We start from the raw sequence: 12,802 nt of genomic DNA on the forward strand, positions 1-12,802 counted from the left end.
AATACCAGCTGATGGATGATCATTACGTGTTATACTTTTCATAGCATGAATCCGCCTCGATTAATTGTGAGTTGGTACTTCAATTATACCGAGTTGTCGGTATTCATGCTTTTATTTTTGCCCCCCCCTTTATCTGGCAAGGCGTCAAGGCCATTTTTGATGTTTCAAGTTTTAGTTACATATTAGTTTAGATAATTTAACGGATTGACAGTTCCCGGATGCGGCGGCGGCGTCCAGGGACCGTTATACAGTTCAAAGTGTAGATGAGAACCGGTGGAATTTCCCGTACTTCCCATGGCACCTATGACCTGACCCCGGGAAACCTTCTGCCCGTTTGTGACATTTAGCTGCGACATATGGGCGTAAACCGAAGTGTAGGTCTGACCGTTTATGACATGGCTAATCATCGCACAGTTACCATAACTTGGCGAGACGTAAGCTCTAAATACAATCCCGTCTGCTGTTGCAAGGATTGGCGTTCCTGTACTGTTTGCGATATCAATACCCGGATGGAAACCATTGTCAAAAGACCGGTAGCCATAACTCGAAGAAAGTCTTCCGGAGGCCGGCCAGCTAAATCCGCCAGTGCTCCGTGAAGCGCTCAGAGTAGACGGCTGGGCCGGCTGAGCTGGCCGTGGGGCTGACGACTGGACAGCCTTTTTGCTCCCGTTATTGGCAGCAGAGCCAGCAGAGCTGCTGTCTGATTGCGTTTGCGCGGCTCGCGCCTTCGCAGCGGCGTCTGCTTTCTTTTTTTCTTCCTCAGCCTTTTTCCTTGCTTCTTCCCTGTCCAGATCCCCCATCTGCTGTTTGATGACACTTGCCTGTGCGGCAAGAATATCGGCCTGTTCGTTTTTGCCTATAACTGTATCATTTATTTCTGTTTCTTTAACTTTAAGCTGTGCCAGCATACTTTTTTGCCGCTTCTGTTCCCGGTCAAGCTGACTTTTTAATGAGACGAGATTTTCCAGCCCTTTCTTTGTTTTTTCAAGTTTCACCTGAAGTAACTGCTTGTTCGCAAGCTGTGCTTCCCTATCCTTCTTCTGTGCATTGATGATGTTGTTATCCTGATCGGTTATTGTTTTCAGAGCCAGAAGACGGTCAAGAAAGTTACCAAAGCTCTTTGACCCCATAATCACATCAATATAACTGATTGCACCGCCATTTATGTATATCGACCGCAGACGTCCGCGCAGAAGACTGTCTCTTTTCTCAATCCGTTTCGTGATCTTCACAATTTCATTTTTTAATTGAGACATATCCGCCTGATTCTTCGCTACTTCCTTTTGCTTTGCCTGGATTCCGGATGATAACTGCTGAATCTTCGTTTGCGATGCCTGTATACGCTCAGCCAGGTTATCCTGTTGTCTGCTGTTTTCATTCAACTGCTTTTTTGAATCATTCAGATCATTCGTGTTATTTTTCTGTTTTTTCTGGACGGATTCCAGCCTGTTCTGAAGCTGACTCTTCGTTTCTGCCGAGGCGATGTTTACACTGTACCCTGTCACCAGCAGAGATGAAAGACCGACAGCCAGTGTTACCCGTAAGACTTTAGGTGGTTTCAACTTACCAGACTCCCTTAATACAAAATTCTGTGTGAATCCTATGTACTGTACTGATACTGATAAACTGACAAACTATCAGATAAACCGCCAAAAAATGACTATATTTTTATTATAGGAGAATTAAGACCTGTTTTATATTACATTATCATTACGTTACAGTTTCATCCTGAAAAAATAATCGCCGGCGCGTACCGGCGATTGGTCTGTCGTGTCACTTTTTTATCGGAGCATGATGCGTCCGCGTCTCTTAATAACCGAGCTTTCTGTTCACTACATTTTCTAACGGTTCATCTTTACTGAAGTGTTCAAGATTACGAAGAATCAGATCGAAACGTTTTTTTAATTTTCCCGGTCCGACGCCGAGTGAATGAGAAGTAAGAATGACGTTCGATAATTTCCAGAGTGGGCTGTCGTCCGGAAGCGGTTCAGTGGCTGTGACATCCAGGCCCGCACCTGCCAGTTTACCTGATGTGAGAGACTGAATCAGCGCCGGTTCATCTACAGTCCCGCCTCGGCCGACATTGATGAACACGGCACCGTCTTTCATGTGTGAAAAACGTTCCCTGTTAAATAATAATTTCGTTTCCGGAGTAAGAGGTAAAATATTTACAACGAAATCACTCTGACCCAGCGCATCATCCAGTCCATTCATATCATAGAGTCTGTTTACAAAATCAGGTTTCGGGCTCAGCGTTCTTCTGACTCCGACAACAACAGACCCGAATGCGTGCAGGCGCTTTGCCGTCTCGATCCCGATATCTCCCATACCAACAATCGCAACGGTCGCTCCATCCAGCTGAAGCGCGTGAGGTACGACATGCCAGATCTGTTTTTCCTGCTGTTTTATGTAGTCAGCCAGATTCCGCGTGAAAGCCAGAAGCAGAGAAAAGATATGCTCAGCTCCAGACACGCCGAATACACCGCTGGCATTGGTTAAGACGACTTGCTCCGAGAGATTCGGATGTCGGGCAAAATGATTTGCCCCCGCACTGGGCAGCTGCAGCCACTGCAGCCGGGGCATCGCCTTCAGTTCATCATCAGATGGCCAGCCAATAAAGGCCACTGCATCGTTTAGGGCCGCCAGATTACAGTTTGTCGCAGTCAAAAATTGAAATAGCGACCGGTACTTTGTACGGACCTTTTGAAGGACATCATTAGAAAGTTTAAATTCATCATCAAATCCAAAAACAATCTTCTTCATGGTCTGGTCTCCTCTTAATTATTTTAAGTTCCGTTTCGTCCCGCAACATGACCCGGTTATTTTTTTATCATTCTCTTGAAAGTATAATTCAGAGAATACCAGTTTTTCTACTGAAAAGTACTTCAGGCGTATCAATAAAAGCTCACCAACCAGGTGAGCTTCTGTGACTGTTCATCTTCAATTGTTAAAGTCGCAGGTTTGAAACTTGAGAAAAAAACTGTTCAGGCAAGCGGGAACCAGCCGCTTGGTTTCGAAATGATTTTCCACAGTCTGTCCGGGACGACCAGTTCTTTCTGTTTATCGACCAGGAGCCGGTCATGGATCTGGCCTATCTGATTGTCCTTTACCTTCTGCGTCCAGTCAGGGTCCATAATGGCTTCTCTTCCCAGGGCAACGAGATCTGCACCGTCATGAAGCCCCGCAACCGCTTCGTCAGGATGATGAATACCGCCTACAGCGATCAGAGGGACTCTGCCGCCAATATAATCCGCAAGCCGGTGAACAATGGTCTCGCTGTCTTCAGGACTACCATATGGTTTTGTTGTGATATCCTGCTGAGAAACATGTAGATAATGAATGCCTCTTTTTATCAGGCCATCAGCAAGCTGAAAGGTGTCCTTAAGATCATAACCGTGATATCTGTGAATTTCTTCCGGAGAAAAACGGTAACCGACAATAAATGAATCGTCCGCATATTTTCTGACCACCGACTGTACTTCTTCCAGTACAGCAAAAGGAAAACGCAGACGATTTTCCAGCGAGCCGCCCCATTTGTCCTTTCTCTGGTTAAAGTGCTTAGAAACGAATTGTTGAATTAAATAATGATTGGCACCGTGAATTTCAACACCATCAAAACCGGCACGTATAGCCTGTCTGGCAGCATATCCGAATTCCTTAATGATGGTTTTAATTTCTTCCTCAGAAAGTTCTGCCGGCACTTCACCAGGGTTAGAGAAAGACGGTACCGCACTCGCGCTGACAGTCTCATTAAAGTTGACAAACTTCTTTGGCGCTTCGCTGCCTCCGTGATGAATCTGCAAAACAGCTTTACTGCCTGCAGATTTCATTACCTTCGCCATTTTTTTCAGTCTGGGAAGCACCGCATCATCATAAGCAATAAACTGATGATCAAATGCCAGACCACCAGGTGATACCGCGATGCAGGCAGAAATAAATAACCCTGCCAGAGATGCTCTTCTTTTATAGTAATCCAGTTCCTGATCGGAAACTGTCCCATTACGGTTTCCTGACCAGGTTGTCATTGGAGCGATTGCCAGGCGATTAGCTAATCTGACTCCATTTGGCAAGTCAACAGGCTTAAACAATTCATCAAATGCCAACAAAATCACTCCCAGATACAATGATCAATTTTCACATTCATTATAACATTATAATTGATGGGTACTGAAACCAGTAAATAATCTGCCTGCCCTATGAGTCAGGCCAGATCAAGTTCAACAGGACAGTGGTCCGACCCCATCATGTTGCTGAGTATCTTCGCATCCCTGATCCTGCTTCTCAGCCTGTTTGAAACAACAAAATAGTCAATCCGCCATCCGATATTTCGCTGACGGGCATGTGCCATAAACGACCACCATGAATAAGCCCCTTCCTGCTTTGGATGCAGATACCTGAAGCTGTCGGTAAAACCGGCATCAAGCAGACGGGAAAAATCAGAACGTTCTTCAATGGTAAAGCCGGCATTTTTTTCATTGCTTTTCGCATTCTTCAGATCAATGGGCTGATGCGCAACATTCAGATCTCCACAAAAAATGACTGGCTTATCTGCGTCAAGGTGCTTTATATAATCTGTAAATGCTTTTCCCCACTCCATGCGGTACGAAAGACGTGACAGATCCCGTTTGGTGTTAGGGGTATAAACAGTCACCAGATAGAAATCTTCATACTCAAGTGTAATCACCCGGCCTTCATGGTCGTGTTCTTCGATCCCGATGCCATAAGTTGCGTTTATAGGCTTACGCCTGGTGAAAATGGCTGTACCTGAGTAACCCTTCCTTTCCGCATCATTCCAGAATTGCAGATATTCAGATGTTTGAAAGTCAACCTGGCTGCGTTGCAGTTTCGTCTCCTGAATGCAGAGGGCTTCCGCACCGGTCTCTTTCAGCCAGGCTCCGACATCCATCTTGCGCTGCAGAGCCCGGAAACCATTCACATTCCACGAAATAAATTTCACTGTCTTTTCCCCTCACTGACTATTCATCTACTCTGTAATGAGTCTATTACATGATATCTAAAGAATCAAAACATATCATCTGAGCTTTCAGGCCTAATCTAAAGCTTACTGAAATCAGCCCAGCCGAAAGCATTCAGGCTGATTCCCACCAGCTAGCGCCCCCTGAGCCTTGGTTTTTCTGATCCTTCAATTATACTTTCTTTAAATATATCAATATAGACCCGGAAGCGGCATCCCGGGCCATCTTATAATATTGCTGTAATCTTATTATGGGCGGGACAGAGTCTTCATTTCCCACTGAATTCATCCGAATAATGATTAAGAAGATTATGTTTTGTATTCCAGACTTTCTGTGACAGATCAACATAGTAATTATGTGGATTCTCAAAGCGAAGAACCTCGGCCCACTGTCGATTCAGCTGCTGAATGGCAAAAGACCGGATTTCCCTTACCGAAGGGCTTTTATAGCACAATTTCCCGTCTTTGAAAATCTGTTTCCGAAGTAATTCTGCCCTGTAATTTTTGAGTGTCTTTTTCTTCCATGTAAATACCGGATCGAACAAGGTCAGTGGTTTTGTCTCATCCAAAGTTTCTTCATGATCACAGATTAGATCAGCAATGGCTTTGTCTTGCTCTTTTTCATAAATACGGTATATTTTCTTAAAGCCCGGATTGGTTATTTTTTCTTCATTTTCACTGATTTTAATTCTTGGCACAACCTTCCCGCCCTTTTCCACGGCGGCAAGCTTATAAACTCCTCCGAAAACCGGCTCAGATCTTGCGGTAATCAGTCGTTCACCAACACCAAATGAATTAATCTGAGCGCCTTCTGCGAGTACATCCTTAATAATGTGTTCATCCAGAGAGTTTGAAATAACGATAATCGCTTTTGGAAAACCAGCCTCGTCCAATGCTTTACGAACACGTTTGGTCAGATAGGTGATATCACCTGAATCGATACGAATACCGAGCGGTTCATGCCCTTGCGCACGCAGTTCTTTGAAGACCTGAATCGCATTTGGTAAACCAGATTTCAATACATTATAGGTGTCGATCAGGACAAGACACTGATCCGGATAAGCACGTGCCCATGCCCGGAATGCTTCCAGTTCACTGTCAAACAACTGGATCCAGCTGTGTGCCATCGTCCCTGATACAGGGATATCGAACATCATCCCTGCCAGCGTATTGGCAGTTGCAGAGCAGCCACCGATCACGGCAGCACGGGCTCCGTAGATCGCACCATCATATCCCTGAGCACGCCGTGATCCGAATTCCATAACCGGGCGTTTCCCGGCGACGCGGCTAATCCGGCTTGCTTTTGTCGCAATCAGTGTCTGATGATTGATCGTAACAAGCACCATCGTCTCAAGGAGCTGCGCCTGTATAGCCGGACCCCTGACCGTTACCAGCGGCTCATTCGGAAAAACCGGATAGCCTTCCGGAATCGCCCAGACATCGCATGAAAATTTAAATGTGGACAAATAATCAAGAAATTTTTCAGAAAAGGCTTTAGTTGACCGGAGATAATTAATATCGTCCTTTGTAAAGCGCAGATTCTGCAGATACTCAATCAGCTGATCCACACCGGCCATGATGCAATATCCTCCGCCGTCCGGTATCCGGCGAAAATACATATCGAAGTAGACAATCTGATCGCCTACCCCTTCTTCCAGATAACTGTTACCCATAGTAAGTTCATAAAAATCAACCAGCATCGACAGATCCCGGTCATTTTTGACATCAAACCTGGATTCCATGATTTCATCCCCCAATTAAGGACACGATTCTAGATTTTATTGTAAGTCGAGTATACTATTGCGCCCGCTGCTTGTAAACGGCAAACGGATTCATGACCATCAAATTCAATGATCCTTACGCTGCCTGATCAAAAATCGGTCATCTGTGATTTGAAGTTGTATACTGAAATTGTTAACTATTTTTCTATTTTGGAGGAAACAAATGATTAAACTGATTGCCATCGATCTGGATGGAACGCTACTGAATCCTGATGGCAGTATAAGCAGGAAATCCCATAGCGCTCTGAAAGAAGCAAAAAATAAAGGTGTAAAAATTGTTCTCTGCTCCGGACGGCCGCTTGCCGGAATCAAACCCTTCCTTAAGGAACTTGGTCTGACAGATCCGGGGGATTATGCCATCACATATAATGGCGGACTTGTTCAGAAAACCGATACCGGAGACGTTCTGTCAGAGAGAATCCTGACGCGTCACGACATCATTTCTCTTTACGCATTAAGCCGGAAGATTGGTGTGCCGATGAATTTTATTGACATGAACAAAGTGTATTGCCCTGATCCTCCGGCAGACCGGCCTTCCTTATACAGACAGATCATGCATGCCCTTCCTTTTGTTAAAGCAGATATCGAACAACTTCCCTCTGATCTGAAAATTAACAAAGTTGTTTACTGTACGGATCAGGCGGCTCTGGATCAGGCAATCCGTTCCATTCCCGCATTTTATCGCAGTCAATATACGATGATGAAATCCAGAACCATCCTGCTTGAAATATTGAATAAAGATGTAAATAAAGCAAGGGGCCTGCAGGTACTTGGCTCTTATCTGAAAATTGCACCCCGGGAAATGATGGCCATCGGAGATCAGGAAAATGATCTGGCAATGATTCGTTATGCAGGACTTGGTGTTGCAATGGGGAACGCCATTATGGAATTAAAGAATGACGCACAATTTGTGACAAAAACGAATAATGAAGACGGGGTCGCCTTTGCCGTGGAAAAATTTGTTCTGTCCTGAAAAACATAATTTCTGATGCTAAACAGGGCGGAAAAAGGGACCGAAAAGAGGAGTAAACATAGTGTGCGAGCAGTGCACTTAATGTTTTTTTTCCATTATATGGATCCAATCCCTCCCAGCTTTTTCTGATCATAAACTCAGGTCACTAAGCAGAGACAAAACAGGATAGAACAGATAAAACGGATAAAACAGCCACTCATCTTCGGCATAGACCGTCAGCAAGAAACCAGTTAAAATGCCTGAGCAAAGAAAAATTGCAACATGTGAACATCTTTTGATCCATCGAAAAGAATAACCCATCGCCAAAAAAAGCGGAATGAAAGTCAAACTAACCGTGATCTGTCCTACGGAAAAGCCTGCCAAAAAGCTGAAAACATAAATGCCCAAAGCAGAAAACCAGTAAAAAAGATGTCTTCCCTTTATCGCCAGGAGAGCTGACACAGACACAATCGTAACAATAAATAGGTAATGTTTGTGAATGCCAATCGTTCCGCCTCCCTCCCCGGCAAATTTCATGTTAAATAATGACAAGTCGTTGCGTTTTAAAAAAAACTAGGCCATACAGGCCCTTATTTGTTCCGGTATCATAACAACTTCCGGTTTCAAATCAATCGGTGTGAAATCAGGATCAATACATTCATCCCAGTATTCCAGATGTTTTTGATCCACCCAATGCTGCGAATTCTCTACTTCCTGTCCTCCTTCGCCTTGCACGGAGAACCAATATAGAAATTCCTGGCCATCCATCCGCTCCCTGAATATGGATTCCACATTCATTTTTTCGTCTTCCAATGTAAGTAGAACATCCTTCATGTATTGATTGAGAAATTCCAGCCACTCATCAACACATTTTTACTTTCCCTGTTTCACTTTGAACTTAGTAAGCTCCACTTTCATTTTTCCTTTTCCTCCATGGCAGCCGTTTCAGGCGATATTTTGAAAAGGGACAACCTTTCAGTTTCCTGACAGCTAAAGTGACAGCACTTGTCTTTAACATGACCGACCTTCCCTGTCTTGTTGTTTTACATTCAGGCGACTGCTGCCGTCTTCACCATCCCAACACCCCGATTTAGATGATCCTGCCATTTTCAAATTTTTCTTTATTATATCATTCAGCCTGCGAAATACTGCTTTGAAAGGCGCTAAGGATACAATGAATCACCTGATTTATCCTGTTCGCTCTGATTTTCGAGGAATTCAGCGATACAATATCCCCGCATGAACGCAGTCGTTCTTCCTGGCTGTACAGTCCAGTTTCTTATGTTTCCCCATTGGCGGACGTCCTCGCTTATTTTTTAGTCCATCCACATCCCTTGTTTCAAACCGTCGATCCCATCGATAGAATGGAATACCTGGTTATTGTAAAACCCCTGAAGTTGAATTTTGGCTTCAGGGGGTCAGTTCAACATCAACCTGTATTATGGCAGATGTTGCTGCTTCTTTATCATGGGTTCTCCTTTTATCAGACAGCCTGTTCCGGTGCTTTTCTGAGTAATGCCATGAGCCCGGCAATTAAATAGAGCACACCGGGAATAACTAATTCAGGCAAGCTTAAGATTCCGGCCACAATAAAGAGCCAGCCGGCTGCTTTTACCTTCACCTGCTTAAACAGGAAAATCAGTCCGATGACTGCAAGTATGATGCTGACAACTGATAGAAAGATCAGCGACTGACCGAGAAAATGAACGAAAAGTACAAATGCCTGCACTTCAGCATCCGTAAAATCCTGCTTTGTGTCTGCTACAGCAATTGTCTGTCTGATCGCCCCCTGATTAATTCCCAGAAAGCGAAAACCTGAGAGCATAGCCAGAACATTGAGTCCGGCTGCAATTAATGACATGGATATTTCTGCTGTTCTCTTCAAAAAAACATTCCCTTCACTTAATAGAATCTACCCTTCAGACAATTCACAGAAGCCAGATATCTTCCATTTTTCAGGCAACACAATGCGATATATGGGATGATTACATGATGGAACCCTTCACTTCCTAATAAAACTATACAATACTTCGCCACTATGTTCACGTATATTTTAAAAAAAACGGATTATGCAAAAAAGAGCGGGAGGAATTTGACTGTTCACCGCTGAATTGGAATTCTATTTATTTGTTCCATCGGCTACTGTCCAATCAGCTTTCTGGAGTGTCCCGTTGTCCCGGAAATCAAGATCCATGAATCACCCATTTTTATACAAGAAGAAATGGAAACTAATACTATGATTTAACTTTAATTACATATAATGGTTTTAATAAAAAAATAATTGAGCGCTGATTATAAATGATTACAAGACAGCACTCAATTCTACCCGGATGATTCATTTCCTTTATGTAAATCTAGTGTGCGTATTGAATCAACCAGACAGGCTGCGATCACAGCCAGGATAAAATATGCTATTGTAATGATGGGGAGCATTAGCAATAGAAGTATCAAAAGCCAAACAAACCAATCACCATAACCCAGATATCGTTCTTTAAGAACAAGATCTTTCACCTCCTTTGCTGTTATAATATTAGCATGATTTAATATCATTATTTTAAAATGTATCATATATTCACATAAATAGGAGAATAGTCATATGGGATATCAATTGGGAGAAATAGTAAAAAGAGTGAGGCAATCTAAAAGATACACACAAAAATATGTATCACAAAATAAAATGTCCCGAACGACTTATGCTAAAATTGAGTCGTGTCAAATGCAACCTACCGTTGGAAAATTCATGCATATCCTGGAAAAGCTGGATATCTCGTATGATGAATTCAGATATATTCAAAATTCTTATTCGCTTAACGGCAAGGAAGAAATCATTCATGATTTTTTTCGACTTTCAACAAATGTTGATAGCAAGCATTTAAAAATTTTAGAGAAAAAATGTGAAAGCTATCTTTCCCATTCATTTGATAATGTCGTTTCTGACATTCAATCAGCATGTAAAGCTCAACTCCTGATTGCATTAGATAACAACTATGACAAAGCCTATTCATTTGCTACAAAAATTTGGAACAGACTGTCAAAACTGGATAACTGGTACTCCACTGAATTAAAGCTTATAAATAATATATTCTTTTTTTTCCCCTTGGAAACTGGAATCTCCATTGTCAAAAGGGCGTTACAAGAAATTGAACGCTTATCATGTGTAAATGGAAATAATAGTCTTAAACCGGCCTATCTACTCAATCTGACCCTGCTGATGCTCAATAATAATCAAAATTCTGAGGCATATCAATATGCAAAAAAAGCTGTAGAAGAGTGCACTAACGAAAAAAGATTTGACGTGTTATCCCTGGCTTATGCACGAAAAGGAATAGCTTTAACAAACCTTGGAAAAATCGATTCGGGCATTGCGGCTATTAATAAATCAATCCAGATTTGTGATGCGTTAGATCAGGAAGCAATGGAACAAGCTATCAAGGAAGAAATTCATCAAAAAATAAATGGTGGAATAAGCTTTTGACCAGTGGTTTTACTTTTCTAAGTTTAACAAAATGGGAGGGGTTTTAATGAAACACACATTTAAAGCACTAATTGTTGAAAAAAATGACAACCAGCTTTCAACAGGTATTAAGAAAATTCATCTGAGTGATCTTCCTGATGATGATGTTTTGATCAAGATCAGTTATTCAAGCATCAATTATAAAGATGGGCTGGCGGTGAAAGCGGACGGAAAAATTGTCAAATCCTATCCTTTCGTTCCAGGTATCGACTTGTCAGGCATTGTCGTGTCATCCAGAGATCCCCGCTTTCATGAAGGAGATCCTGTTATCGCCACAGGTTACGATATCGGTGTCTCCCATTTCGGTGGATTCAGTGAGTATATGAGGCTGCCAGGTGACTGGGTCGTTCCTCTTCCTGATCATTTAACCCTTGAAGACGCCATGGTATATGGGACTGCTGGCTTTACTGCCGCATTAGCTGTTCAACGTCTGGAGGATAATGGACTGACACCGGATCAGGGGAACGTTCTTGTAACCGGTTCCACAGGTGGAGTTGGAAGCCTTGCATGTGCGATGCTGTCAAAACTTGGCTATCACGTCGTTGCCAGTACCGGAAAAACATCGGAACACGATCATTTACGGCAGCTTGGTGTATCTGAAATTCTCTCAAGAGAAGCAGTGATCGATGAGCCTGTCCGTCCTCTTGGCCGGAGAAAATGGGCGGCAGCCGTCGATTCAGTCGGTGGAAACACCCTCGCCTCCATTCTTGGCAAAATTCAATACCAGGGCTCTGTCGCTGCATGCGGCCTGACCGGAGGAAATGCTGTTCCGACTTACGTGTTCCCCTTTATATTACGCAGCGTCAATCTTCTCGGCATTGATTCGGTATATTGTCCGATGCCACGGAGAGTAAAAATATGGCATCGTCTGGCCACAGATTTGTTTATCGTGAATAAGTATAATGAAATGAAACGATCTATTTCACTTGACGAATTGCCTGAAAGACTGTCAATGACCAGTCAGGGCGGAAACACAGGACGAACGGTAGTTAGAATTGCAGATTAAAAATTGTTGACTTCACTTGCCTGGTATTATATCATCAACTTAATTCAAGACACATTAAAACCTTTGACGTGGAGATCAAGACAATTTTTGCCCGCACAGAGAGCCGGCGACGATGAGAATCCGGCCGGAAGCAGATTGTTAAATGGACCACTGAGGGCACAGCTGAAAGAACATCTTCTCCATTAAGCTGTGACGTGCAGATATACGTTAGTTATCGGGAGTATGCCTGTACTCTGCTAAGCGTGGAAAATAGCCTGATTGTTTTCCAAATGAAGGTGGCACCGCGGAAAAATAACCGTCCTTGACAATAATTTGTCATGGGCGGTTTTTTTACTGGGAGGAGATAGATGGAGACAGATGAGTCGAGTTGAGTTGACTCGACTTCGACAGTTGTAGGCACAATCTTTCAAGTGAGCGATTAAAGGAATCCCTTGTTCTAGGGATTTTTTTAAATTATCCACATGTGCATAATAGGTCATCCAAAAGTTATCCATAGGCACACATCTGTGGATAACTATGTTTGATGTTGAAACTCACCTGTAATATAATATAGGCATGTACTTACGAAGGGTTT

Annotated in this window: 11 protein-coding genes and 1 other annotated feature; of the genes, 3 read left to right on the plus strand and 8 right to left on the minus strand. The window is 43.1% G+C overall.

Translation table 11 applies throughout. The features are described 5' to 3' along the window. Window positions 1–182 precede the first annotated feature (182 nt). The 5 genes from EWH91_RS14015 to EWH91_RS14035 all read right to left on the minus strand — a co-directional run bounded on the left by EWH91_RS14015 (window position 183) and on the right by EWH91_RS14035 (window position 6,717). Window positions 183–1,562, minus strand: a complete 1,380-nt coding sequence (locus EWH91_RS14015) for a murein hydrolase activator EnvC family protein (RefSeq protein WP_129930841.1) — start codon at window positions 1,560–1,562, stop codon at window positions 183–185. Window positions 1,563–1,809: 247 nt separating this feature from the next. Continuing rightward, window positions 1,810–2,763, minus strand: coding sequence for a D-2-hydroxyacid dehydrogenase (locus EWH91_RS14020; RefSeq protein ID WP_129930843.1), 954 nt, complete (start codon window positions 2,761–2,763; stop codon window positions 1,810–1,812). Window positions 2,764–2,984: 221 nt separating this feature from the next. After that, window positions 2,985–4,112 (minus strand): NADH-dependent flavin oxidoreductase, encoded by a 1,128-nt coding sequence (locus EWH91_RS14025; RefSeq protein ID WP_240697381.1) that lies wholly within the window; start codon window positions 4,110–4,112, stop codon window positions 2,985–2,987. Window positions 4,113–4,201: 89 nt separating this feature from the next. Further along, a complete protein-coding gene (locus tag EWH91_RS14030) occupies window positions 4,202–4,957 on the minus strand; it encodes an exodeoxyribonuclease III (protein WP_129930847.1) in 756 nt (251 codons plus the stop codon). A 287-nt stretch (window positions 4,958–5,244) separates the two neighbouring features. After that, the gene (locus EWH91_RS14035) at window positions 5,245–6,717 is read right to left on the minus strand and encodes a nicotinate phosphoribosyltransferase (protein ID WP_129930849.1); all 1,473 of its coding nucleotides are present in this window, start codon (window positions 6,715–6,717) and stop codon (window positions 5,245–5,247) included. 202 nt (window positions 6,718–6,919) lie between these two features. Here EWH91_RS14035 and yidA point away from each other — a divergent pair, with 202 nt between their 5' ends. Further along, on the plus strand, window positions 6,920–7,729 hold the full coding sequence (gene yidA / locus EWH91_RS14040; protein ID WP_129930851.1) for a sugar-phosphatase: 810 nt from the start codon (window positions 6,920–6,922) through the stop codon (window positions 7,727–7,729). A gap of 129 nt (window positions 7,730–7,858) precedes the next feature. Here yidA and EWH91_RS14045 read toward each other — a convergent pair whose 3' ends face one another. The 3 genes from EWH91_RS14045 to EWH91_RS14055 all read right to left on the minus strand — a co-directional run bounded on the left by EWH91_RS14045 (window position 7,859) and on the right by EWH91_RS14055 (window position 9,593). Then, on the minus strand, window positions 7,859–8,245 hold the full coding sequence (locus EWH91_RS14045) for a hypothetical protein (RefSeq protein ID WP_240697380.1): 387 nt from the start codon (window positions 8,243–8,245) through the stop codon (window positions 7,859–7,861). Between the two features lie 36 nt (window positions 8,246–8,281). After that, window positions 8,282–8,563, minus strand: a complete 282-nt coding sequence (locus tag EWH91_RS14050; RefSeq protein ID WP_240697382.1) for a DUF6176 family protein — start codon at window positions 8,561–8,563, stop codon at window positions 8,282–8,284. A 628-nt stretch (window positions 8,564–9,191) separates the two neighbouring features. After that, window positions 9,192–9,593, minus strand: a complete 402-nt coding sequence (locus tag EWH91_RS14055) for a DUF4064 domain-containing protein (RefSeq protein ID WP_129930853.1) — start codon at window positions 9,591–9,593, stop codon at window positions 9,192–9,194. Between the two features lie 711 nt (window positions 9,594–10,304). On the opposite strand from EWH91_RS14055, the gene EWH91_RS14060 reads away from it, so the two are divergent. Both EWH91_RS14060 and EWH91_RS14065 read left to right on the plus strand, forming a co-directional pair. Next, a complete protein-coding gene (locus EWH91_RS14060) occupies window positions 10,305–11,183 on the plus strand; it encodes a helix-turn-helix domain-containing protein (protein WP_129930855.1) in 879 nt (292 codons plus the stop codon). 46 nt (window positions 11,184–11,229) lie between these two features. Next, window positions 11,230–12,228, plus strand: coding sequence for an acrylyl-CoA reductase family protein (locus EWH91_RS14065; RefSeq protein ID WP_129930857.1), 999 nt, complete (start codon window positions 11,230–11,232; stop codon window positions 12,226–12,228). Between the two features lie 54 nt (window positions 12,229–12,282). Next, window positions 12,283–12,534: a binding site (T-box leader), on the plus strand. Window positions 12,535–12,802 lie beyond the last annotated feature (268 nt).

This window comes from Sporolactobacillus sp. THM19-2 (assembly GCF_004153195.1).
Taxonomy (GTDB): domain Bacteria; phylum Bacillota; class Bacilli; order Bacillales; family Sporolactobacillaceae; genus Sporolactobacillus.

Bases quoted from the DNA above. Each gene is read 5' to 3' on its own strand.
- EWH91_RS14020 (WP_129930843.1), bottom strand. From the start codon at position 2,763: ATGAAGAAGATTGTTTTTGGATTTGATGATGAATTTAAACTTTCTAAT.
- EWH91_RS14035 (WP_129930849.1), bottom strand. From the start codon at position 6,717: ATGGAATCCAGGTTTGATGTCAAAAATGACCGGGATCTGTCGATGCTG.
- yidA (WP_129930851.1), top strand. From the start codon at position 6,920: ATGATTAAACTGATTGCCATCGATCTGGATGGAACGCTACTGAATCCT.
- EWH91_RS14045 (WP_240697380.1), bottom strand. From the start codon at position 8,245: ATGAAATTTGCCGGGGAGGGAGGCGGAACGATTGGCATTCACAAACAT.
- EWH91_RS14060 (WP_129930855.1), top strand. From the start codon at position 10,305: ATGGGATATCAATTGGGAGAAATAGTAAAAAGAGTGAGGCAATCTAAA.
- EWH91_RS14065 (WP_129930857.1), top strand. From the start codon at position 11,230: ATGAAACACACATTTAAAGCACTAATTGTTGAAAAAAATGACAACCAG.